The sequence below is a fragment of the Providencia sneebia DSM 19967 genome (assembly GCF_000314895.2).
In the GTDB taxonomy this organism is placed as follows: domain Bacteria; phylum Pseudomonadota; class Gammaproteobacteria; order Enterobacterales; family Enterobacteriaceae; genus Providencia; species Providencia sneebia.
Genome location: NZ_CM001773.1, coordinates 3,114,235 through 3,138,870 on the forward strand (window position 1 = coordinate 3,114,235; position 24,636 = coordinate 3,138,870).

The 24,636-nt window shown below is 37.7% G+C and carries 17 protein-coding genes and 1 pseudogene; 10 read left to right on the plus strand and 8 right to left on the minus strand.

The window, feature by feature from the left end; genetic code table 11:
- Positions 1–322: 322 nt before the first annotated feature.
- Positions 323–2,140 (minus strand): AMP-dependent synthetase/ligase, encoded by a 1,818-nt coding sequence (locus tag OO7_RS13100; protein ID WP_008916404.1) that lies wholly within the window; start codon positions 2,138–2,140, stop codon positions 323–325.
- A gap of 353 nt (positions 2,141–2,493) precedes the next feature.
- A complete protein-coding gene (gene leuO, locus OO7_RS13105; RefSeq protein ID WP_008916405.1) occupies positions 2,494–3,450 on the minus strand; it encodes a transcriptional regulator LeuO in 957 nt (318 codons plus the stop codon).
- A gap of 877 nt (positions 3,451–4,327) precedes the next feature.
- On the opposite strand from leuO, the gene leuA reads away from it, so the two are divergent.
- The 8 genes from leuA (at position 4,328) to mutH (ending at position 16,124) form a co-directional block, all read left to right on the plus strand.
- Positions 4,328–5,908, plus strand: a complete 1,581-nt coding sequence (gene leuA, locus OO7_RS13110) for a 2-isopropylmalate synthase (RefSeq protein WP_008916406.1) — start codon at positions 4,328–4,330, stop codon at positions 5,906–5,908.
- A 2-nt stretch (positions 5,909–5,910) separates the two neighbouring features.
- A complete protein-coding gene (gene leuB, locus OO7_RS13115; protein WP_008916407.1) occupies positions 5,911–7,002 on the plus strand; it encodes a 3-isopropylmalate dehydrogenase in 1,092 nt (363 codons plus the stop codon).
- Between the two features lies 1 nt (position 7,003).
- Positions 7,004–8,407: a 3-isopropylmalate dehydratase large subunit gene (leuC, locus tag OO7_RS13120; protein WP_008916408.1), complete on the plus strand. Its 1,404-nt coding sequence runs from the start codon at positions 7,004–7,006 to the stop codon at positions 8,405–8,407.
- Between the two features lie 12 nt (positions 8,408–8,419).
- Positions 8,420–9,022 (plus strand): 3-isopropylmalate dehydratase small subunit, encoded by a 603-nt coding sequence (gene leuD, locus OO7_RS13125; RefSeq protein ID WP_008916409.1) that lies wholly within the window; start codon positions 8,420–8,422, stop codon positions 9,020–9,022.
- Between the two features lie 372 nt (positions 9,023–9,394).
- Positions 9,395–11,068: an HTH-type transcriptional regulator SgrR gene (sgrR, locus tag OO7_RS13130; RefSeq protein WP_008916410.1), complete on the plus strand. Its 1,674-nt coding sequence runs from the start codon at positions 9,395–9,397 to the stop codon at positions 11,066–11,068.
- A gap of 655 nt (positions 11,069–11,723) precedes the next feature.
- Positions 11,724–13,127 (plus strand): tryptophanase, encoded by a 1,404-nt coding sequence (locus OO7_RS13135; RefSeq protein WP_008916411.1) that lies wholly within the window; start codon positions 11,724–11,726, stop codon positions 13,125–13,127.
- Positions 13,128–13,192: 65 nt separating this feature from the next.
- Complete coding sequence (locus OO7_RS13140) at positions 13,193–14,440, plus strand: aromatic amino acid transporter (RefSeq protein ID WP_043892722.1); 1,248 nt, start codon at positions 13,193–13,195, stop codon at positions 14,438–14,440.
- Between the two features lie 1,000 nt (positions 14,441–15,440).
- Complete coding sequence (gene mutH, locus OO7_RS13145; protein ID WP_043892723.1) at positions 15,441–16,124, plus strand: DNA mismatch repair endonuclease MutH; 684 nt, start codon at positions 15,441–15,443, stop codon at positions 16,122–16,124.
- Between the two features lie 40 nt (positions 16,125–16,164).
- Here the strand turns inward: mutH and OO7_RS13150 are convergent, their stop codons facing one another.
- Entirely contained in the window at positions 16,165–16,998 is an 834-nt protein-coding gene (locus tag OO7_RS13150; protein WP_008916414.1) for an aldo/keto reductase, read from the minus strand.
- Positions 16,999–17,353: 355 nt separating this feature from the next.
- On the opposite strand from OO7_RS13150, the gene OO7_RS13155 reads away from it, so the two are divergent.
- Positions 17,354–18,223, plus strand: coding sequence for an alpha/beta fold hydrolase (locus OO7_RS13155; RefSeq protein WP_008916415.1), 870 nt, complete (start codon positions 17,354–17,356; stop codon positions 18,221–18,223).
- Between the two features lie 124 nt (positions 18,224–18,347).
- Here the strand turns inward: OO7_RS13155 and OO7_RS13160 are convergent, their stop codons facing one another.
- Positions 18,348–19,268 (minus strand): LysR family transcriptional regulator, encoded by a 921-nt coding sequence (locus OO7_RS13160; protein WP_008916416.1) that lies wholly within the window; start codon positions 19,266–19,268, stop codon positions 18,348–18,350.
- A gap of 153 nt (positions 19,269–19,421) precedes the next feature.
- On the opposite strand from OO7_RS13160, the gene OO7_RS13165 reads away from it, so the two are divergent.
- Positions 19,422–20,615: an MFS transporter gene (locus OO7_RS13165; protein WP_008916417.1), complete on the plus strand. Its 1,194-nt coding sequence runs from the start codon at positions 19,422–19,424 to the stop codon at positions 20,613–20,615.
- A gap of 256 nt (positions 20,616–20,871) precedes the next feature.
- On the opposite strand, the gene OO7_RS13170 is transcribed toward OO7_RS13165, so the two are convergent.
- The 4 genes and pseudogenes from OO7_RS13170 to entC form a co-directional block, all read right to left on the minus strand.
- On the minus strand, positions 20,872–21,606 hold the full coding sequence (locus OO7_RS13170; RefSeq protein WP_008916418.1) for a 4'-phosphopantetheinyl transferase family protein: 735 nt from the start codon (positions 21,604–21,606) through the stop codon (positions 20,872–20,874).
- 172 nt (positions 21,607–21,778) lie between these two features.
- A complete protein-coding gene (dhbA, locus tag OO7_RS13175; RefSeq protein ID WP_008916419.1) occupies positions 21,779–22,534 on the minus strand; it encodes a 2,3-dihydro-2,3-dihydroxybenzoate dehydrogenase in 756 nt (251 codons plus the stop codon).
- A pseudogene (locus OO7_RS13180) lies at positions 22,534–23,390 on the minus strand (isochorismatase family protein). The gene dhbA and the pseudogene OO7_RS13180 overlap by 1 nt, the downstream one beginning before the upstream one ends.
- Before the next feature lie 57 nt (positions 23,391–23,447).
- Positions 23,448–24,623, minus strand: coding sequence for an isochorismate synthase EntC (entC, locus tag OO7_RS13185; protein WP_269077557.1), 1,176 nt, complete (start codon positions 24,621–24,623; stop codon positions 23,448–23,450).
- Positions 24,624–24,636 lie beyond the last annotated feature (13 nt).

Consider the following 24,636-nt stretch of genomic DNA (forward strand, 5'->3'; position numbering starts at 1 on the left):
GGTTTGCCCTCAGACTATTTTTGCAAGTTAACAGAGGTATGACTGTCCTCTTAATTTTTTGTCACTTCAGCCAGAATAATAGGGTAATTAAGCTGAAGCTTGTAGGTAGATGACCATTATTAACATAGCGTTGAGATTGGAGTGACGCAAACGGCTTTTCTTTAGAAAAAATGTCAAAAATTAACATTCACTTTATCTAATCACTTTGCCGGAGTTATAAACTGGATAAATACTAGGTTCTGGTAATTTACACCAGAAAACGATGAAAAACAGTGCAGTGAATAGCCGGATATCATAGAATATCCGGCGATAAATATAGGTTTTACTCTTGATACATTGATTCAATTTCAGATTGATAACGCTCTGAAATAATTTTTCGACGTAATTTTAAGGTTGGTGTTAATTCGCCATTTTCCATTGAGAAATTGACGGGAAGTAATGTAAAACGTTTCACTTGATGAAAATGTTCAAAGTTTTTTTGCAGCTCTTTTAGGCGTTTATCAAATAAAGCAACAATACTTGAATCTTTGAGGAGCTCTAAACGGTCGCGATAAATTAAATTAATTGAGCGCGCATATTCTTCCAAAGAATCATAACAAGGTACTATCAGCGCTGAGACAAATTTACGCGCATCTGCAATCACCGCAATATGCTCAATAAACCTATCTTGCCCTAAAATCCCTTCAATCATTTGCGGAGCAATATATTTCCCGTTAGACGTTTTCATCAAATCTTTCAAACGATCCGTAATATATAAGTTGCCATGCACATCAATTTTTCCTGCATCCCCCGTTTTTAACCAACCATCATGAGTGAAGGCAGATTCTGTTTCTTCTGGGCGGTTATAATAGCCTTTCATCACGACAGGCCCTTTGACTTGAATTTCGTCATCTTGACCAATACGCACTTCAACTGCCGAAAGTGGTGTACCAATGGAACCTAATGGATAATGATTTTCTTCCCAACAAGACACAGTTGCACATGTTTCCGTCATTCCGTAGCCATATTTAATATCGATACCAGCAGCTAAAAAGAATGCAATAATATTATCATCCAAACGTGCGCCAGCAGCCGGCATAAAACGAATTCTACCGCCTAAAACTTGGCGAAGCTTAGCTAACACTAGTTTGTCAGCAATTTTATATAGCAGGCCATTTAATGCATTAGTTTTACTATTTTTTGTCAATGCACGAGTTCTTTTCTGACCTTGTGCAATCGCCCAATTAAACATCAGTCGACGATGTAATGGTGCATTAGCAACTTTACTTTGTATCACGCTGTACACTTTTTCATAGAAACGAGGAACCGCGCACATCACAGTGGGTTTAACATCAACCATGGCTTCTCTAACAGCATTAGTTTCAGTCAAATAAACATTGCGTGCTCCTACATGCATAACATAGAAGCTCCAAGCGCGTTCAAAAACATGAGAAAGTGGCAAAAAGCTTAAAGAAACATCATCGGATGTTAGTTTCAAACGTTGGTCATGAAGATAAAGTTGAGCTTCCATGTTGCTATAATCCAACATGACACCTTTTGGCTCGCCCGTCGTGCCTGATGTATAAATGATGGTAAAGAGGTCACTATGATTTTGCTCAGCAATTCGTTTGTTCAACGCATTTTGATATTCAGGCTGAGCAGAAGAGATGAAATGAGAAAGTGTACAAGAATCAATTGGCTGTTTTTTAAAGGTAATCTCTTCGTTTTCGTTAAGAACAATAATCGACGTTAACTGAGGGCATCTTGATTTTAGTTGGCAAGCAATTTGATATTGTTCTAATCCACCAACAAATAAAATTCGAATATTCGCATCATTAATAATATAAGCGGCTTGATCAAGACTACTAGTCGCATATAAAGGCACAGTAACCGCCCTAATTTGCAAGATAGCTAAGTCGACAAGTGACCAATTCATACTATTGTGTGCAAATAACCCTATATTTTCCTGTATATCGACATTAAGCGCGAGGAGATGGCGTGCAATCGCAGATGAATGTTCCTCTACTTCATGCCATGTCATATGACTTTGTTGACCGTCATGCCATTGACTGAAAGCTATCCGGCTCGCCGCATCGGGTTTATGAAACCAACTTTGCAAGCGATTGACCAAATGGTATGGATAAAGATTTTCAGTAATCAAAGTTTTTTTCCTATGTACAGTTGTTAACTGAAGTCATCCGGCATACTCACGAGATGCTTCGTTAGCTAATCATTTCAGCTTACACTTGTTAGCTGAAACACTTGGAGTTTATAGAGTAAATAGGAATGAGAAAAGAGATATTATGTAAAGATTATGCAAATATTATTTAGGTTCATCATCACACAAGGAATAAATGAACAGAATAATCTTTCATTTTAAAAAGTTATGACGATATATCAGATAGGCATTAACCCTTGAAGCTACCCCAAGATGCATACAGAAGTATGTGACTTGGGTAGCTAGTAACGATGCTAATAAAGCAATTTAGAGTCAATATGTTCTACTCTAAAACTTTATTTAGCAGTAATCTCTTCGATTAATTGACAAAATTGCGTTTTCATCCATTGATGGCCTTTATCACGTGCTGTTGATTCATGCCAAGTTAGATAGCAAGGTCGGGTTGTTGTATTCCAAGGTAACGTAATTGTGCGTAATGACAACAAGTTTGCTGATTGTTCAACCAACCATTTAGGAACAATTGCCACTAAATCAGTCTGAGCAACAATATTTAGGACACTATTTAAATCAGTACCTTGATAATTAATTGTATGAAATAGATCCGTATTATCATAATATTCTTTACTGAAAGACCCCACATTATCCAATGACATTACCGCATGTTTTTCATTCATTAAAACATCATTTGTCACGCTATCAATTATACGTGGGTGATTATTTGCAACAACAAGTATTAATTCATCATTAAATAAAACCTGATGTTGATATTCGTTTTTTTCGAATAGATTATAGCTAATAGAGAAGTCAGTCTCTAAATATTTTAATTTATGTTCAATGTTATTATCTAAAAAACAATGAATATTTAAATTAATATTAGGTGATACTTTTTTAAACTTTTCAACAATACTAGCTGCCAAGCGAATATCTAGTGGCGAACACACTGAAAGATTAAACACTCTTTCACTCAATTTAGGGTCAAATCCTGCACCCGGTAATTCATTATGAACTAATTGAAGTGCTTGTCTAACTGGCCCAAAAAGCTGTTTTGCTCGAGAGGTTGGCTGTATCCCCCGGCCATAACGAACAAAAAGCTCATCATTAAACATTGATTTTAAACGAGATACTGCATTACTTACCGCGGGTTGTGACATACCAAGAATTTGAGCCGCTTTTGTCACGTTTTGCATTTGCATAACAACATCGAAGACTGTCAGTAAATTCAAGTCGACATTTCGCAAATGGATATCACTATTTTCTTTTTTTGCTAGAGAAATTGTATCAAAATCAGTCATTATTTACTCCAATAAAGGTATTTATCATTTTTTCATTTAATGAAAGCTAACCCTTTTAATTAAGGTGTTATATATATTCATCAAAAATTATTTTTCAAAAAACTTATCAAGGATAAGTCTTATTATGTTCCCTGCATATATAAAAACGACACTTAATCAATCATCTATAATTAATAAACAATCTAATAAAGTGAAGGTATTCATCAATATAATAATTCCAATGCATTCATTTAAATCACCTTTGTCAGTTTCAAAATAATAAAACAATTTTAAAAATAAATCATAATAAATATCATCTCGATTAACTAAACAATCCCATTATAGGATTATTTTTAAATCATTCATTTATTTTATAATTAACAAATTAAAAACTATTATTATTTGTTATTTATATTTGCAATATATCACCTGCAAACAATATCCCCCCGCCCTAATGCGCTCAAAAAAACACCAAAACAATTAACTTATGCTATGCATTTGTCGTATCATTTCATGAAAAGAATTTTACTCCCTCATTTCCTATAAAATATAGGTAAAAACATCACTAAAAATTTAGAAATCAGTCACAATCACTAAGTCATGGTGATGATTCAAAATTCGTAAAATAGGTTAAAAAAATCTAAGATTGACATCAGGGAAAAGATCACGTATCAATAAATACAGATTGATTAAACGTAAATTTAAGAGACCGTAACAATGATTAAATTCATCCGCCTACTAAGCCTACTACTACTCGCATCCAATATGCGCGGTATGCTTATGGACGGAAGATAACGAGTTACAGTCCAGAAGATAAAAACCCGCGCTAGCCGCGGGTTTTTTTATGCCCGCCAGCATCGCAAAAATAACAACAAATCACGCATTCGAGGAACACAACATGAGCAACCAAGTTATTATTTTTGATACGACCTTACGTGATGGCGAGCAAGCCTTACAAGCTAGCTTATCGGTTAAAGAGAAATTACAAATCGCATTTGCTTTAGAGCGCTTGGGTGTTGATGTCATCGAAGCTGGCTTCCCTGTCTCTTCCCCAGGTGATTTTGAGTCAGTTCAAACTATTGCGCGTGAAATCAAAAATAGCCGTATTTGTGCATTATCTCGCTGTGTGATTAATGATATTGATGCATCAGCCCAAGCATTGAGTGTTGCTGAAGCATTTCGTTTGCATATGGTTTTAGCCACATCAGCTTTGCACGTTGAAAAGAAATTACGTAAAACATTTGACGACATTATGGATATGGCGATTGGCTCGATAAAATATGCTCGTCGCTTTACTGATGATGTTGAATTTTCATGTGAAGATGCAGGTCGTACCGATATTGATAACTTATGCCGTATTGTTGAGGCTGCTATCACCGCAGGCGCAACAACTGTCAATATTCCTGACACAGTTGGCTACACTACGCCTTACCAATTTGGAAATATTATACAAACGTTGTTTAACCGTGTTCCTAATATTGATAAAGCAATTATTTCAGTTCACTGCCATGATGATTTGGGTATGTCAGTTGCAAACTCAATTACCGCTATTCAAGCTGGTGCTCGCCAAGTTGAAGGCACGATTAATGGATTAGGTGAACGCGCGGGTAATACCGCATTAGAAGAAGTCATTATGGCGATTAAATTACGTGAACAAATGTTAGGTGTTCACACGAATATTAACCATAAAGAAATCTATCGTACCAGCCAATTAGTTAGCCAATTATGTAATACCCCAATTCCAGCCAATAAAGCTGTTGTTGGTAGTAATGCCTTTACTCACTCTTCTGGTATTCACCAAGATGGTATTTTGAAAAATCGTGAAACCTACGAAATTATGACGCCAGAATCTATTGGTTTAAAAGCGGTGCAGTTGAACTTAACATCACGTTCAGGTCGCGCGGCTGTCAAACATCGTATGGAGGAGATGGGCTACCAAGAAGGTAAAGATTTCAATTTAGATGAATTGTACAAAGCATTCTTAAATTTGGCTGATAAAAAAGGTCAAGTCTTTGATTATGACTTAGAAGCTTTGGCTTTCTTCACCAAACAACACGATGAAACAGATCATTTCGCGATGGATTATTTTAGTACTCAGTCCGGTTCTAGCATTGTTGCAACTGCAACTGTCAAAATGCGCTGTGGTACAGAAGTAAAATCTGAAGCGGCAACCGGAAATGGTCCTGTTGATGCGGTATATCAAGCCATTAATAAAATTACTAATTACCCAATAAAATTGGTTTCTTACCAATTATCCGCTAAAGGACAAGGCGAAAATGCATTAGGGCAAGTTGATATTGTTGTTGAATGTTTTAACCGCCGTTTTCATGGCATGGGTTTAGCAACAGATATCGTCGAATCATCAGGTAAAGCAATGGTGCACGTTATTAATAGTATCTGGCGCTCAGAACAAGTCGAAAAAGAAAAACAAAAAATAAATCACAACGAATCACAATCGAACACAAAGGAAGCAGTATAACAATGTCTAAGAGCTATCATATCGCCGTATTACCTGGAGACGGAATTGGCCCAGAAGTTATGGCACAAGCCCAAAAAGTATTAAATGCAATCAGTAAACGGTTTGCATTGTCATTAACCACAAAAGAATATGATGTTGGTGGAATTGCCATTGATCGTCATGGCAAACCTTTGCCAGCAGAAACCGTCACGGGTTGTGAAAATGCTGATGCCGTGTTGTTCGGTTCAGTGGGTGGGCCTAAATGGGAAAATTTACCGCCAGATAGCCAACCTGAGCGTGGCGCATTGCTGCCATTACGTAAACACTTCAAATTATTTAGTAATTTACGCCCGGCTCGTTTGTACCAAGCACTTGAGGCATTTTGCCCACTGCGTGCTGATATTGCAGCTCAAGGCTTTGATATTCTGTGTGTCCGTGAATTAACTGGCGGTATCTATTTTGGTCAACCAAAAGGTCGTCAAGGTGAAGGCCAAGAAGAATATGCTTTTGATACTGAAGTTTATCACCGCTATGAAATAGAGCGTATTGCGCGAATTGCCTTTGAATCAGCACGTAAACGTAGCCATAAAGTGACGTCAATTGATAAAGCAAACGTATTACAAAGCTCTGTATTATGGCGTGAAGTTGTTAATCAAATTGCTCAAGAATACCCAGATGTTGAAATTAATCATATGTATATTGATAACGCGACGATGCAGATGATTAAAGCGCCATCTCAATTTGATGTTGTGCTGTGCTCTAATTTGTTTGGCGATATTATATCAGATGAATGCGCCATGATTACTGGCTCTATGGGCATGTTGCCTTCTGCAAGTTTGAATGAAAGTGGATTTGGCTTATATGAACCAGCTGGTGGTTCAGCACCCGATATTGCGGGCAAAAACATTGCTAATCCTATTGCTCAAATTTTATCACTCTCCATGTTGCTACGTTTTAGCTTAAACCAAAATGATGCTGCTGATGCAATTGAAAAAGCAGTGAATAAGGCATTAGAAGACGGCTACCGTACTGCGGATTTAGCAGGCAATGGGCAGGCAGTCAGTACCAGTGAAATGGGTGATATCATCACTCGTTATATTGCAGAAGGAGCATAAGATGGCTAAGACTTTATATCAAAAATTATACGATGCGCATGTGGTTCGTGAAATCGATAATGAGATACCACTTATCTATATTGATCGCCATTTGGTGCATGAAGTCACTTCGCCACAAGCTTTTGACGGATTAAGAACCAAAAATCGTCGTTTGCACCAGCCAAGCAAAACCTTTGCAACCATGGATCATAACGTTTCCACGCAAACAAAAGATATCAATGCTTGTGGCGATATGGCTCGCATTCAAATGCAAGAATTAATGAAAAATTGCCAAGAATTCGGCGTGACTCTGTATGATCTTAATCATCCCTATCAAGGTATTGTACATGTGATGGGACCGGAGCAAGGTATTACTTTACCGGGAATGACCATTGTTTGTGGTGATTCACATACCGCAACTCATGGCGCTTTTGGTGCTTTGGCATTTGGGATTGGTACCTCTGAAGTTGAACATGTCATGGCGACTCAGACATTAAAACAAGCTCGTGCTAAAACAATGAAAATTGAAGTCATTGGTAAAGCTCCTGCCGGCATTACAGCAAAAGATATTGTACTTGCCATTATAGGAAAAACAGGAAGTGCTGGTGGTACAGGTTATATTGTTGAGTTTTGTGGCGAAGCAATTGAAAACCTCAGTATGGAAGGCAGAATGACGGTCTGTAATATGGCCATTGAGTTAGGTGCTAAAGCGGGCATTATTGCACCGGATGAAACAACATTTGCTTATATGAAAGGTCGCCAATTTGCGCCTAAAGGGCAAGATTGGGATGATGCCGTTGCCTATTGGAAAACATTAAAAACGGATGAAAGCGCTCAATTCGATAAAGTCATTACATTACAAGCAAGTGAAATCGCACCACAAGTGACTTGGGGAACAAACCCCGGACAAGTCATTGCAATTAATGAATATATTCCTTCACCAGAGTCATTTAATGATCCTGTAGAAAGAGCCTCTGCTGAAAAAGCATTAGCTTATATGGGATTAGAATCGGGTATTAAATTATCAGATGTAAAAATTGATAAGGTATTTATTGGTTCTTGTACAAACTCACGAATTGAAGATTTAAGAGCTGCTGCTGCTGTCGCTAAAGGTAAAAAAGTCGCATCAGGCGTTCAAGCTATTGTTGTTCCGGGTTCTGGTCCCGTAAAAGCACAAGCTGAGCAAGAAGGTTTAGATAAAATCTTTATTGATGCAGGCTTCGAGTGGCGCTTACCTGGATGTTCAATGTGCCTTGCAATGAATAATGACCGCTTAAATCCGGGTGAACGTTGTGCATCAACAAGTAACCGTAACTTTGAAGGTCGCCAAGGTCGAGCTGGAAGAACGCACTTGGTCAGCCCTGCAATGGCGGCGGCTGCTGCAATCAATGGTCATTTTGCTGATGTTCGTGACATTCAGGCCTAAAGGAGATAAAAAATGGAAAAGTTAATCACTCATATAGGTATTGTCGCACCTTTAGATGCCGCTAATGTCGATACTGATGCAATTATCCCAAAACAATTTTTACAAAAAGTCACGCGAACAGGATTTGGTCAGCACTTATTTAATGACTGGCGCTTTCTTGATGATGCAGGGCAACAACCTAATCCTGACTTTGTCCTGAATAAACCTGTATTTAAAGGTGCAAGTATATTATTGGCACGTGAAAACTTTGGTTGTGGTTCATCAAGGGAACATGCTCCGTGGGCTTTAACTGACTTTGGTATCCAAGTTGTGATTGCGCCGAGTTTTGCGGATATTTTTTATAGCAACTCATTCAACAACCAATTATTACCAATTAAATTGAGTGATCACGAAGTCGATGAGCTGTTTAACTATGTCAATAGTAATGAAGGTTGCCAATTTATTGTTGACTTGGAACATCAAACCGTTAAAGCGGGTGATAAGACATATCATTTTGAAATTGATAGCTTCCGCCGTCACTGTATGATGAATGGATTAGACAGTATTGGATTGACGCTACAACATGTCGATCAAATTATAGAGTATGAAAATAAAATCCCCGCTTTCATGAACTGATCTTCAATTAATCTCCATTCTTACGCCTGCGCTTGCAGGCGTATCTTTATGATAATTCATCCAATCTCCTTGCTTTCTGTGAGCTTTCTCAAAAAAGCGGAACAATTTATATTTTTATCCGTTTATTGATTGCACTAACTTCCCTATTATTAACACATCACTTTGCTCAATTGCATGTTGAGATCAAAACACTTTAATAAATACAAGAAAAAAGGCCGATAGTGTGGCTATCGGCTGGTATATTACCATTACTCAATAATTGGGGGAGTTAACCAGTAAATGGACTGGTTTAACGAGCTACTTACTAAGACCTATTATCACCGGATATCAAAATATAAAAATTGATATGATTGCCAGCGGAGTTCCTCTTTTATGTCTACTTCTCGTTTACAAACCCAATTCGTTCGTCTCTGGCAACATTTCCAAGGACAAGATAGCGAAACGACACTCCAACATATTGCGGATATGTTATTTTGTTCGCGGCGTCATGTTCGTACCTTGCTCAATAATATGCAAAAAAATGGTTGGATTAGCTGGCAAGCGGAATCAGGCCGTGGCAAACGTTCAACCCTTATTTTTCATATTAATGGATTAGAGCTACAACAGGCACAAGCTGAACACTTATTAAAAGAAGAAAGTATTGAAAAATTGGTCGCTTTGGTAGGCGATAAAGAGACTATCCGCCAAATGGTACTTTCTGAGTTGGAGCGAAGCTATCGGCAAGGTAAAAACCTTCTTCGTATCATTTATTATCGTGATTTCCCTAATTTAATGCCGGGAACACCAATGCGGCGCTCTGAAGTCCATTTAATGAGTCAGATATTTAACGGGCTAACCCATATAAATGAGGAAAAAGGGGAAGTTGAAAATGGTATCGCTCATTACTGGCAAGCTATTAATGAGACACATTGGCGTTTTTATTTGCGACCAGCCATTAATTTTCATCACGGCCGTGAAATGCTTGTCGAAGATATCATTAGCTCATTATTGCGTTTAAAAGAATGTTGGCCATTATTTTCTCATCTTCATTCAGTCTCCTCACCTCGTCCCTATGTGATTGACATTCACTTAAATGAACCCGATTTGCAGCTCCCACTGTTACTTGGCAGCCCACATGCCGCAATAATCCCGAAAGAATGGAAAAATATTCCAAGCTTCAATAAGCGGCCGATTGGAACAGGACCTTATTTTGTCGAAAAAAATATTCCGCAAAAACTGACAATTACAGCTTTTGATCGGTATTTTGGTTATAGAGCATTGCTGGATGAAGTGACGATTTGGGTCGTGCCTGAACTTGCAGAGCAAATGGTGTGCACAACGTTAAAAATGGATAGTGACAATAAGGCAAATGATTCCTTAGAAAGTAGAATGGAAGAAGGCTGTTATTTTTTATTAATGGATCAGCGCTCAAAAGCATCTCAACGAGATGATGTACGTAAATGGATATGCAGTTTTTTGAATCCGATTACTTTATTAGCACACTGTGAATCATTTTATCAGCGGCATTGGGCACCGGCTTACGGGCTTTTGTTACATTGGCACCATTGCCGAATCTTTACTCCTAGCCAAAAACCTGCTGATTTACATGAATTAACCATTACATTTTATGATAAACACCATGAGTTTTATGCAATTAGCCAAATAATGAAACAACTCTTAAAAACTCAAGGAGTTGAACTGATTATTCAAACAGTTGATTATGACCAATGGTTTGAAGGCGCCGTAGAAAGCGATATTTGGCTTGCGACAGTTAACTTTTTTAAACCTCTCGAATTCTCAATTTTTGCGACACTATACGAATTGCCGTTATTACGTCGTTGTTTAGGCTCAACACTTTCTGATGAACTCACGTTGTGGCATCAACAAAAATTTAATGTCGAAGCTTGGTGTGAAAAGCTGGTTGAATCCCAAATATTTCATCCAATATTTCATCATTGGCTTGAATTACAAGGGCAAAAAACAATGAGAGGCGCGAGAATGAATACCTTTGGTTGGTTTGATTTTCAATCTGCTTGGTTCAAACCCGCTGATGACGCTATCAATTAAGTCTATTAACCTAATTTGTTGTAAGGGTTTATACCAAACAATAATGCCAATCTGATATTTAATAACATTATTATTGATAAATTACCAATTCCTTTTAAAATAAGCATTAAGTTAAATTTTAACATAAATATAAAACAATTTTTATTTGACTTAATATTACCTTAACTTAAGTTAGATACCCGTTTAAATATAACCGCTCATATTTAAAATAACAATTAAACTTTATAAAATATAATTACAAATACCTTTAAATAAATATTTTTTAAAATTAAACTTATTTTTAACTTGTTAAATTTTAGCTAAATTTATTATTGTGACAAGCCTCATACTGTTATTCTGTTTATAAACAATAATGTGATGCATGTATAAAATAATGACAATTCTAATTAAAATATGTGTACAATTGTTATATATATAATAGCAACAGTTGTACTACATCCTTAATTAAAGGAGTCATAGTATGTTTTTATTGAATGAAATGCTGATATCAAGGAGTTTCTTCTATATGAAGAAATGGTTCAATATTGATATTTCTCTTGCATTCTTTTTCCCTCATAAATAATCCTTTATTTTTCCCTCTAAGTTATCGCTAACTTATTTACAATGAGTTCAGATTTCTATTTTTATTATTTAATGAAAAATTAAAGGTATTATCATGGCTAAAAGAATTGTAGAACCGTTCCGTATTAAAATGGTAGAAAATATTCGCATTCCATCAAGAGAAGAACGTGAAATAGCACTAAAAGAAGCCGGTTATAACCCATTCTTATTACCAAGCAGCGCGGTTTATATTGATTTATTAACTGACTCAGGTACTAATGCCATGAGTGATCATCAATGGGCTGCAATGATCACTGGCGATGAAGCTTATGCTGGATCTCGTAACTATTATGATTTACAGAATAAAGTTAAAGAGATGTTTGGCTATGAATATACTATTCCGGCTCACCAAGGTCGTGGTGTTGAAAATATGTTGTTCCCTGTATTATTAAAAGTAAAACAGGAACAAGGTGGCGCAAAAAATCCAGTCTTTATTTCTAACTTCCACTTTGATACTACAGCGGCGCATGTTGAATTAAATGGCTGTAAAGCGATTAATATTGTTACTGAAAAAGCCTACGACTCTGAAACTTATGATGATTGGAAAGGCAACTTTGATATTCAAAAATTAAAAGATAACATTGCTAAATATGGCGCTGAAAACGTCGTTGCCATTGTTTCAACTGTCACTTGTAATAGTGCCGGTGGTCAACCGGTTTCAATGGAAAACCTCAAAGAAGTTTATGAAATAGCTAAACAGCACAATATTTTTGTTGTGATGGATTCAGCGCGTTTCTGCGAAAACGCATATTTTATTAAAGAGCGTGATCCAAAATATAAAGATGCCACTATTAAAGAAATTATCTTTGATATGTACAAATATGCTGATGCATTAACCATGTCAGCGAAGAAAGACCCGTTATTGAATATTGGTGGATTAGTTGCAATTAAAGATGATGAGCATATCTTTACTTTAGCAAGACAACGCTGTGTCCCTATGGAAGGTTTCGTCACTTATGGCGGTTTAGCTGGCCGTGATATGGCGGCGATGGTACAAGGTCTTGAAGAAGGTGCGAATGAAGATTATCTCCATTATCGTATTGGTCAAGTAAAATACCTAGGCGATCGCTTACGCGAAGCCGGTATTCCAATTCAATACCCTACGGGTGGTCATGCTGTCTTTGTTGACTGTAAAAAACTTGTTCCGCAAATCCCTGGTGACCAATTCCCTGCTCAAGCTGTCATCAATGCGCTTTACCTTGAATCCGGTGTTCGTGCTGTTGAAATCGGCTCATTCTTATTAGGCCGTGACCCAGAAACCGGTAAACAAAAACATGCAGACATGGAATTTATGCGCTTAACCATCGCAAGACGTGTCTACACTAACGACCATATGGATTATATTGCAGATGCATTAATTGGTCTGAAAGATAAATTTGCAACATTAAAAGGCCTTGATTTTGAATATGAGCCACCCGTATTAAGACACTTTACTGCTCGATTAAAACCAATTAAATAATCAGTAATAATTCAAAGGCTCCCGTGCAATGCGGGAGCCTCAACCTTACTTCTAAGGTAAGTACCATGAATAATTCGTCAGCGAAGAAAGAACCCTCTATATTTGTAGGGGGCTTTGTGCTCGGTGGCGCCATGATAGGAGCTGGCATGTTTAGTTTGCCAACTATTATGGCAGGAGCATGGTTTATAAATTCAATTGTTATTTTATTAGTTGTTTGTTTTTTTATGTTTCACTCAGGGATATATATTCTTGAATGTATATCAAAATACGGTTCAGGCACTAATTACTTTTTTATTTCTAAAGAATTATTACCTAAATGGGCCTGTTACCTTGCCAATGCTGCTTTAATATTTGTTTTATACATTTTAATTTACGCTTATATATCAGCAGCAGGTTCTGTAATTAAAGAAGCTGCTCATATATACGGTTTTGACATTAATTTAAGGTTAATATTTATTGTCTTTACCTTGATATTAGGAGCAAGTATTTGGTGGAGTGGTATTGGTGCTAGCCGTCTAACATCAATATTTTTATTAATTAAAATCGTATTATTTATATTGGCTTTCTCTGGACTATTTTTAATTGTAAAAACTGATCTATTATTTACAGTACCAGGTGGTGGTGGACAAGCATCTCTACTTCCCTTTATCTTTATTATTATCCCTTATGCAATTACCTCATTTGGTTATCATGGCAATGTATGTAGCCTTTATAAGCTATATCATGAAAATGAGCGAAAAGTAGTTAAGAGCTGTGTTATTGGCTGTTTATTAGCATTAGTTCTCTATTTTTTATGGATATTAGGTACAATGGGTAATTTACCAAGAGCGGAGTTTTTAACCATCATTAATAAAGGAGGAAACCTCGACGCCTTTATTGAATCTTTATATTCCGTACTTAGTAGCCCACACATTGCAACGTTCTTGTTATGGTTCTCAATTAGTGCTGTGTTCTGTTCTTTCTTAGGTGTTGCGATTGGTTTATTTGACTACATTTTAGCATCTTTGAATTTTCAAGATAATAGCTCAGGACGTATGAAATCTGCATTATTATGTTTCTTACCTCCTTTAATACTTTGCATGTTATTCCCTAATGGTTTTTTAATTGCAATTGCTTATGCAGGGATGGCAGCATGTATATGGGCAATTATCTGCCCTGCTATTATGGCGCTTAAAGTCAGAGAACGTTTCCCAGATTCTCGATTTAAAGTCTGGGGAGGCAAAGGATTAATATACGCTGTAATTGCATTTGGTGTTGTCGGTATCATTTGCCAATTACTTGCTCAATTTAATTTACTACCAATATACCGTTAATTTTAACAAAAATATTTTAGCGAACTGTCAAAGGTACAGCGAGGTTTGCTGTACWKTTTTGCGGTTATCTTTATATTTACCCAATAATATAATCATACTTAATRAAACCCTACGTAACTAATCCCTACCATKTTTTGAGTATCACCACACTTCTTATCAATCCCCTAAGCCACATCTATACCCTAAAWAWTTCACATCACAGCGAGGCGGCAAGCGAAATTCCTCCAAGGAGCATACATAAGTATGTGACTTGGGGAATMGAGTGAAGCCAACAATGCTGTAGTGTGAAGGGTGACATTCCTTTGTACATCTATACCCTAAAACATTCACATCACAGCGAGGCGGCAAGCGAAATTCCTCCAAGGAGCATACATAAGTATGTGACTTGGGGAATAGAGTGAAGCCAACAATGCTGTGGTGTGAAGTATGACGGGTATACACAGAAAAGAACAAAGTTATAAACACCTAACCATATTAACATGGATGTTATTCACTTTTTCTGTGGATATCTATGTTAACAACCCGATAGTAATCGGGGTATATCCCAATATTCTTTTTTTATCAGGAAATTTCAATTTTTATTAACCCTATTCAAATCAAATAAATAGCAGAATTTTATCACTCTTATTCCGCGATTATCTTTTCAGCATTTTTCCTTAGGAGTTCAAGTGAACAAAGAACAATCAATGTATGCTTTATCCACAAGTAATGTACTTAAGTTATCCATTTTATGTGATGCTGATCAATAAAATGCTCACGTCAAGCCTGTAAATCCACACAGTAATACCTGTTTTTCACAGTTATCCAATAATCCTGTGGATAACCCAGTGAATGATCCTGTGATTATCATGGGATGAACTTGAATAACCCCTTTTCGATTTAAAACAAAATTGAATAATTTAGTAATATACCTTTTTATATCAATAGATTAATAACCACTAATAAATGATGATATACTAACCAAACTTTATGACTTTTTTTTGCCTATTTTTTCACCATCATGACATTTATACCACCAGCATCACCTGAAAGTGAAACTGTCCTTATGGCGCGAGCAACTGCGCTTGCCGGATACACACTGGGAGAGCTTGCTCATTATGCAGGCTTACCTATACCACCTGACCTCAAACGTGATAAAGGCTGGGTTGGCATGTTATTGGAATATTTTTTAGGGGCAACTGCTGGGAGTAAGCCTGAACAAGACTTCGCGAATATAGGAATAGAATTAAAAACAATTCCTATCGACCGAAATGGAGTGCCACTTGAAACCACATTTGTCTCTGTCGCGCCCTTAACAGGTAATAGCGGCGTAACTTGGGAAAATAGCCATGTGTGCCGTAAACTATCCCGAGTGCTGTGGTTTCCAATTGAAGGTGAACGACAAATTCCACTTGCCGAACGTCGCGTTGCTAGTCCATTGTTGTGGAGCCCATCACCTTTAGAAGAACAATTATTACGCCAAGATTGGGAAGAATTAATGGATTTAATTGTGTTAGGCAAGGTTGAAACAATTACTGCGCGTCACGGACAAGTTTTGCAAATTCGCCCAAAAGCCGCTAACAGCAAAGCTTTAACAGAAGGAATTGGTGAATTTGGTCAACCTATTATGACATTGCCGAGGGGCTTTTATCTTAAAAAAGATTTTACCACCCCTCTTCTTGCAAGACATTTTAAAACAACCTAATGAGCGCAACTCATTAAGCCTCATAAATCAGTCAGAATGACTAAAACTCTTCATAAACAGCAGGATCTTGATCCTTAATTCTTCCATTGGATGAAGATATCGAATTAATTTTCTGCATATCTTCTGCCGATAATGCAAAATCAAATATATCAATATTTTCAATTTGGCGAGAAACTTTTGAAGATTTAGGGATTGGTAATGCATCGAGCTGCAAATGCCAACGAAGAATAATCTGTGAAACTGTTTTTTGATATTTATGTGAAAGTTCCACCAATATATGATTAGCGAGCACCTCACCTGCCCTGCCTAACGGGCTCCATGATTGAGTAATAATATTTTTCGATTCATCATATTTGCGCTGTTCTTGCTGATTAAAACGTGGATGCAACTCAATTTGATTAATAACAGGTAAAACACCCGTTTCTAATTCTAAAGTATCGATATGCTCTGGAAGGAAATTACATACACCAATACTTCTAATTAATCCTGATTTTTGTGAATCAATTAATGCTTGCCATGCTTCGACAAACTGACCTTGTTTTGGATTAGGCCAATGAATTAAATATAAATCGACATAATCCAAACCTAAGCGAGCGATTGATTCTTGGATAGTGCGCAGTGCAGGTTTATATTGTTGATGACGACCGGGTAATTTTGATGTAACTGTGATTTGATCTCTTGGAATTGAACTATTTTTTATCGCCTTACCGACAATTCCTTCATTTTCATAATTAAAGGCTGTATCAATTAAGCGATATCCGTTTAACAGTGCGTTTTCAATTATCCGAGTTCCTTCCACACCATTCAATTCATACGTACCAAAACCAATTTTAGGGATTTGAAAACCATCTCGTAATTCATAAGATTGAACCATTGTCATCTCCTCATTCATATTGAATATCTTTTTGGATAGATTGTTAGGCTACAAAATTAGAATAGCAGAACCTCAATCAATTAACTGTTCAAATAGTGAGATTATGCTATTTGTAAAATAAGGTATTTCCACTAATAACAATAGTACTTTTATTTGATTTATACCGTTTTATTTGAAAGAAAATTTTTCATAAGCAAATCTTCATCAATAAAATAGGTAAATTCTGACATTAATTTTTGCATTATGACTGTTCATTATTTTATTATGCTGTCTGTATACCATTATTAAAAAAATAATATTCTTATTTAACTTTAATAGCTGCAACATTAGCTATCTTATCTCTTAGGAATTGACAATGCAGAGCAATAAATTAATAAATACACGTCAACATTTTTATAAATTATCTGATGGCCGCGATTTATGTTGGTTTGAATCTGGCCCAATAACAGGTTTTCCTGTCATCTTTTGTACAGGTGCCGGAATGAGTGGTTTATTAGGCTTTGGAATTGACCTGCTAGAAAAGTTACATATTCGTCTGATTGTCCCTGAACGTGCGGGATTAGGTGAATCAACTCAAGATCCTCAAAAATCATTTTTAAGATATGCTGCTGATATTGAACAGTTATTAAAATCTCAACATATTACGCATTATTCTGTAGTCGGTTTTTCTCAAGGTGCAGTATTTGCAATGGCACTGGCTTTTTATGGCAAACCTAAATCTCTAGTTATTGCTTCAGGGCAAGATCAATTTGACTATCCCACCACAGCAGCTTTATTAAAAAGCGATGTTCTCAATTTACAAAAACAAGCTATTGAAACACCTGATGAGCTTTCTAATTGGCTACAAAAGAATGTCACTGCCGCATGGCTGCTCGCATTTATCTTGCATTATAGTGCGCAAGTTGATCAGCAAATTTATAATGAAGAGACTTTTCTCGAAGCATATACAGATTGTGTATACAGAGCATTTGATCAAGGAAATTGGGGCTACATACAAGACTTACTAATCTCATTTCAACAATGGCCTTTTAGTCCAGAAGAGATCTATTGCCCCGTTTCATTATGGTATGGTCAGCAAGATACCAGCACAGTTCACTCTCCTGATTTTGGCAAAACACTGGCAACACGTTTTCCCAACTGCAAACATTATCTTTTTGCAGATGAAGGCGGTTCATTGCTGTGGACACAAGCTGAGCGTATTTTAGCAAGCTTACAGCCAAAATGAGTCAGAACTAATAATATACAAGTTCAACTTGAGCTCCTAAAAAGGGAGCTCTGAAAGTCCACATATTCTTTCGTTCCAAGCATCAAGTTAATGGGAGATCTCAAACACAGAAACGGTGGCTTACCTAAACTCTTTTCATGTTTATCTGCAACTCAGTCTGTTCTGCAAATAACGTTTCAATCATGAAATCAATAAAAACTCGTAATTTTGGGGCTAAGTGTTTACTTGATGACCAAAGTAAACGGAAAGTGCCTTGATGCTCGATTTGTTCATCCATTATCGTGACTAACTCCCCTCTCTCAATGGCTTTTTGGGTCATAAAATCAGGGAGGCATGCAATGCCCAAGCCTGCTAAAACTACATCCATCAAGGCTGCTGAACTATTGCTTGTCATCGACGTGGGTATGATTAGTTCAGGTGCATCTTTAACGCACTTTAACGGCCACTCCTCCAGCTTATTGGTACTTGGGAATTTATGCTGCAAACAGATATGATGAACAAGATCGGCGGGTTCTGTAGGGGTGCCATGATGATTTAAATAGGCTGGAGATGCAACCAATTGTAGATGATAATTGCCTAGAGGTCGTGACATCAACCTTGAGTCTGTAGGCAATCCTGTGCGTATTACGACATCAAAACCCTCGTCTATCACATCAACTAAGCGGTCTGAAAAATCTATATCTAACTCAATAGCAGGATAGCGTTGCATGAAAGCCGTGATTGCAGGCATGATCAACATGCCGACTAACGGCAAGCTAACGCGCAACTTTCCTTTTGGCATCTGTTGAGTAGCACACAGCTCTAGTTCGGCCGCCTCAATTTCAGACAAAATACGCCTACAACGCTCTAAGAAAAGTGAACCTTCTGCCGTCAAAGTGATGCTACGCGTACTACGATGAAATAATCTCACTCCTAACCGTTCTTCCAGCCTAGAAACACTTTTACCTACAGCAGATGAAGAGACACCTAAGTTGCGGCCTGCATCAGAAAAACTGCGGGTTTCTGCTGCTTGAACAAAGAACGCAATGCTATTTAATGATTCCATCACTTTGCCTATTTAAGAATATTTGTCCTATATGTTATGAACATTAGCATTATTGTCTTTCATGGTAAATCCCAGCAACATGAGTGCCTTCATCTCAGTCATATTGATTTTGAGTTATTAGAACTCATTGTTGATATTTAAAAAGGCAAGATTATGGCAAGTTCTACAACAATGCTTAACGGTACACAAAATATCCCAATGCCCATTGCATCACTATTAGCTATGGCATTAGCGGGATTCATTACCATCCTTACAGAAGCACTACCATCGGGATTACTGCCACAAATCAGCGCAGGTTTGAATGTATCTGAATCGCTTGCTGGGCAGTTAGTCACCCTATATGCAATTGGATCATTAGTTGCAGCAATTCCATTAACTGCCGCAACACAAGGTGTACGCCGTCGTCCATTACTTTTATCGGCTATTGCAGGTTTTGTGGTTGCAAATACCGTCACAACTTTTTCAAACAGCTTTACATTTATAATGGTAGCGCGTTTTTTAGCTGGGGTTTCAGCAGGGTTGTTATGGGCATTATTGGCAGGATATGCCGCACGCTTGGTTCCCGACCATCAAAAAGGAAAAGCAATTGCCATTGCAATGGTGGGCGCGCCCTTAGCGCTTTCATTGGGTGTGCCTGTTGGTACATTTCTTGGTAATTTTGTCAGTTGGCGCATGTGTTTTGGTATCATGAGTATATTGGCACTAGGACTGATGTTATGGGTACGTATTCAGGTTCCTGATTTTAATGGGCAAGAAGCTGGGAAACGTTTGCCACTGAAGCGAGTATTGACCATTTCGGGCGTCCGCCCCGTTCTCCTCGTAGTTCTGTTCTTTGTGTTAGCGCATAACATTCTCTATACCTATATTGCACCATTTTTAATGAAAGCAGGAATGGCTGAAAGAATCGATTTGGTGCTACTTGTGTTTGGCCTCACTTCACTTCTGGGCATTTGGGTTATTGGCGTGCTAATTGATCGCCATCTACGTATATTGACGCTAGCTTGTACCGTATTGTTTGGATTGTCCGCACTGGTATTGGGGATAGCCGATAATATGCCGAGTGTGATTTATCTGGCGATAGGTGCTTGGGGGCTTGCCTTTGGCGGGGCAGGAACATTGTTCCAGACGGCAATAGCCAAAACAGCTGGCGATGCTGCTGATGTCGCACAGTCAATGTTAGTTACAGCTTGGAACATTGCTATTGCAGGTGGGGGAATTATTGGCGGTATATTACTTGATAAACAAGGTGTTTCAACGTTTTTCCCAACGTTATTGGTGTTGTTAGCGGCTACTTTGATTGTCGTTTTGTCAGCCAAGAAACACGGTTTTCCAAAACAAGCTAGCTAAATTAGGATAGTTATTGAGCGCCTTTCATCTGGTGCTCAATACAAAGCGTATTATTTAAGCGAGTAACAAATCCGTTAACCTTCAAGTGCAAAAGCATACTCATGTGATTCATCTGCTATTTAATCATCGACCAATGACCAATCAAGCTTTCAACCTTATCATAAATAGGGTTTTGTCGTCAGGATATCACTTGCAACATAAGTATCTTTAACAAAACAAGCCGTTAACTTAGGTGCTAACTAATATTAATTGGTATTTATGTACGAGGTATAACCATAGAGGTATAAACATGGTCACCCTCAATTCGATAAACAACCCTTACTCTATCACCCACTTGCCATATTGATGAAAGTGAAACGGTCAATACAAATAGCATGTCACATTGACTAAGTTCAATTAACATGACGCAATCAAAATCAAAAATGTAACCAACATCATTATAAATAGCTTTAAAGATAGACTCTTTAGCAGAAAATATTAATGTAATGAATAATGGTTCAGATAAAAATTTATCTTTTACTATATTAAGTTCCTGTACTATATTAAGTTCCTGAGATTTGATCACTTCAGACTTAATGCTATTCGCAATTTCATTACTAAAAATGACCTCACTGTCTATACCAATATTTTTATAAAGGCGAGAACTTGCAACACAAGCTGCTGCAATTGAGGATGAATGCGTGATAGAACCAATAACACCTTCTGGCCAAATAGGGCTTCTATCTAGAGCCACACCCACATTGGTATATTGTGTTAAGCTAAATTTTCTTAAGGATAATTGAGCACAAATTCTTCCCGCTAAAAATTCACAGCGCCTCTTTGCCACCATTTTAGAAAAATTAGCTGGTAAAGTTATTTGATGATACAAAAAATCACTTTCATCAATATCGTTTAATTGAAAAACTATTTGAGAATAGAAAAGGTTATGACTAAGAATAGGAAAGCTAACAGGGGAAATAGAATATTTAAATTTAAACGATAAGTTTGACACTATATACTCACCTATATAATTTATAATATTTTTATTACACTACGATATATAAAAATAATTTTATAATTGACAGGTTAAATCATTTATTTTAATTGAATCAATTCTTTTATATTCATCAAATATAGTGGTCATTATCAATAAATTAAATGCCTAGACTACTTCCAGATTATCATTATGCTCCCAAGATTGAGCCTCCATCCACCACGATATCCTGCAATGTAATATGGCTAGCAAGATCAGAGGCAAGGAATAAAATAGTACTGGCAACCTCTTGCGGACGAGCAATTTTACCTAGAGGAATACCTAATTTGAACTGCTCGCAAAAACCATGAATACGCTGCTGTTCAGCATCACTATTACTCCATAAACTGCGCTGCATATCGGTGTCTGTTGACCCAGGGGAAACAATATTGCAACGAACACCACTCCCAGCCAATTCCAGTCCAACTGTCAGCGTCAGACTTTTTAACGCAGCTTTAGATGCTCCATAAGCACTCATACCGATACGTGGTATATGTGCTGCATCAGAAGCGACTGTTACAATAACTCCCCTTTGCTGCTTACGAAACTGTCCCATCGTTTGCTGGAACAGATTAAATGCCCCACCAACATTAACGGCAAAAGTTTGCTGCCACTCTTCAGCGTTCAATGTGTCGGTAGCGCCTATGTGTAATATACCAGCAGCATTCACCAATACATCTAACTGGTCAATTTGTTGTAATAGCCGTTGGCACACTTCTTTGACTTGTGCCGCATTCGACACATCCATTTTTTGAGTATTAAACGGATAATTTTCCAGCAAAAACTCGCGGTCAAATCCAATTACCTGCGCTCCAGCTTCTACAAATGCTAGCGCGCTCGTATAACCAATACCTTTACCCGCCCCAGTGATCCAGACAGTCTTACCTTGAAAATCAAATCGCGTCATTATTTCATCTCACAGGAGAGTAATTTCCACCACGCATCAATCGTCGGATTTTTACTAGTACCTCAAAATTGATATCGCTATAAACTTTGCACCAATCGTTTGCCAAATCCATTATGTGAGCAGCATCCAAGCCGTTATCAATGAAATTTTCATTCTCAAACAGTATGTTAGGTTTAACCTAAAGCGATAACACCAATGTTCACAAAACATCTTTGTTAGCAGGAACAGAGCTCGATAATAAATCTTGAGTCATGACGACTCGTCCAGAAAGTTCAGCAACATACTTCAAAGACATAAGGTGCTTTTCACGACTAAAATCGGCTAAGGCATCAGCCACCATAAACGGTTTAATATCCCGCATGAAGGCATCAGTTGCAGTCGTCATACACCCAATATGAGAATACACGCCAGTAATGATGAGCTGATCCCTCCCAGTATCTTTCAACATTTGTTCCAGCGAAGAACGGTGAAACGCACTGTAACGCCATTTCGTCATGACAATGTCGTTCTCATCGGGTGTTAGCAAATCGACCACTTTCTGTTTCTCAGGAGAATGTGTAAGACCCGGTCCCCACATATCATTAAGAAGCGCTCGATCTTCGTCATTTTGCTCATTTGGCTGAGCGGTGTAATAGACCGGAATATTATATTTTTTACAATACTGACGTAACGCGGCAATATTTTTAATGACTCGCTCCAGCATCTGGCAGTCCTCACCCCAGAAGCTAACAAAATAATCCTGCATATCGTGAATTAGCAATGAAGCACATTCTGGCTCAAATGCCCAATTCACCTTATTTACAGGAATTTCCTGAGCAATAGGCAGCGTATAATCCTGTAATTGAGGTATTGACATATCATATATCTCCCTTGACGTTATAAAGTCAGGTTCATAAAGAAATACATATCGTAGTTAATTTAGACCAAAAACATTTAACATCGTAGAAAGCTTGGCTCCGGTCTCTCGCCACTCTTCAACAGGAGATGATGCGGTTACAATCCCTGCACCAGCAAAAAGACGCACTTGATTTTTGCAGAGTTTCGCACAACGGATTGTTACCACCCATTCGCCGTTTCCTTCAACATCACACCAACCAACAATGCCGCCAAACTGTTCACGGTCAAATGGCTCCAGCTCAGTAATCAGTTTTTTCGCTATCTGATGAGGAAAACCACTCAATGCAGGTGTTGGATGCAATAAGCAAGCTAGTGTCAATGCATTTTCCTGAGCGCCAGCTTTACCTTCAAATTGTGTGCCAAGATGCCAGAGAGTCGGTGTCGCAATAAGCTGTGGAGTGGATAGTAGTTGTAATTCAGTGTGACTCGCGCGCAAAATCATTTCCATTGCTTGCGTGACTAGCTTATGTTCGTGTAGATCTTTCTTCGATTTCAATAAACAAATACCCGCTTCTTTATCTAACATCTCATTAGATTGGCGACGAGCAGAACCTGCAAGAGGCAAGGAACTAAAGTGTTCATCCTTTTTACGCAATAGTAGTTCAGGGCTGGCACCAAGTAATACGCTTCCATCTTCCAATGGTACATGAAAATTGTAACTCACTGGGTTTTGTGCAATTAGCCGTTCCAATAATGCCCCGCCATCAATATCAGCATCAGTAGTAATATCAATTAAACGAGAAAGAACGACTTTGTCGACCTCAGATGTTGTCGTCAATGAAACTGCACGTGCCACCATTGCTTCAAAGTTCTCTTGTTCAGGAATAGCCTTACGTTCAATAACATTCAGCGATTGGTGATCTGTAAAAGAACATGCTGACTGCTGTCTCTCGACGCGAGAGAAAGATTGCCAAGAGTATGGGACAAAAAGCGATGATGGTTGACTTGTATCAAAAGGTATAGCGCCAACAATAATGGGATTTTCTATGCCTTCCAACTTGGCTTTTAAAAATAGCTCCTGTAATTTTCGCTGAAAAAGGCTGTCTAACGAATCCCCATTAATAGCAGGCTCGGTAAAACGAGCAAAGCACCCTGACGTCGTAAAACTGCGATACGGAGACATAAAGAAAAAATGGTCTGATGCAAGCGTTATCATAATGTACTGCTCTTTCTCTGCCGAAAACCTGACTATACTATTCGCCAAA

What these genes read in the sequence shown, in the direction of transcription:
- leuO (WP_008916405.1), bottom strand. Translation starts at nt 3,450, where the DNA reads ATGACTGATTTTGATACAATTTCTCTAGCAAAAAAAGAAAATAGTGAT.
- leuA (WP_008916406.1), top strand. Translation starts at nt 4,328, where the DNA reads ATGAGCAACCAAGTTATTATTTTTGATACGACCTTACGTGATGGCGAG.
- leuB (WP_008916407.1), top strand. Translation starts at nt 5,911, where the DNA reads ATGTCTAAGAGCTATCATATCGCCGTATTACCTGGAGACGGAATTGGC.
- leuC (WP_008916408.1), top strand. Translation starts at nt 7,004, where the DNA reads ATGGCTAAGACTTTATATCAAAAATTATACGATGCGCATGTGGTTCGT.
- leuD (WP_008916409.1), top strand. Translation starts at nt 8,420, where the DNA reads ATGGAAAAGTTAATCACTCATATAGGTATTGTCGCACCTTTAGATGCC.
- sgrR (WP_008916410.1), top strand. Translation starts at nt 9,395, where the DNA reads ATGTCTACTTCTCGTTTACAAACCCAATTCGTTCGTCTCTGGCAACAT.
- OO7_RS13135 (WP_008916411.1), top strand. Translation starts at nt 11,724, where the DNA reads ATGGCTAAAAGAATTGTAGAACCGTTCCGTATTAAAATGGTAGAAAAT.
- OO7_RS13140 (WP_043892722.1), top strand. Translation starts at nt 13,193, where the DNA reads ATGAATAATTCGTCAGCGAAGAAAGAACCCTCTATATTTGTAGGGGGC.
- mutH (WP_043892723.1), top strand. Translation starts at nt 15,441, where the DNA reads ATGACATTTATACCACCAGCATCACCTGAAAGTGAAACTGTCCTTATG.
- OO7_RS13150 (WP_008916414.1), bottom strand. Translation starts at nt 16,998, where the DNA reads ATGGTTCAATCTTATGAATTACGAGATGGTTTTCAAATCCCTAAAATT.
- OO7_RS13155 (WP_008916415.1), top strand. Translation starts at nt 17,354, where the DNA reads ATGCAGAGCAATAAATTAATAAATACACGTCAACATTTTTATAAATTA.
- OO7_RS13160 (WP_008916416.1), bottom strand. Translation starts at nt 19,268, where the DNA reads ATGGAATCATTAAATAGCATTGCGTTCTTTGTTCAAGCAGCAGAAACC.
- OO7_RS13165 (WP_008916417.1), top strand. Translation starts at nt 19,422, where the DNA reads ATGGCAAGTTCTACAACAATGCTTAACGGTACACAAAATATCCCAATG.
- dhbA (WP_008916419.1), bottom strand. Translation starts at nt 22,534, where the DNA reads ATGACGCGATTTGATTTTCAAGGTAAGACTGTCTGGATCACTGGGGCG.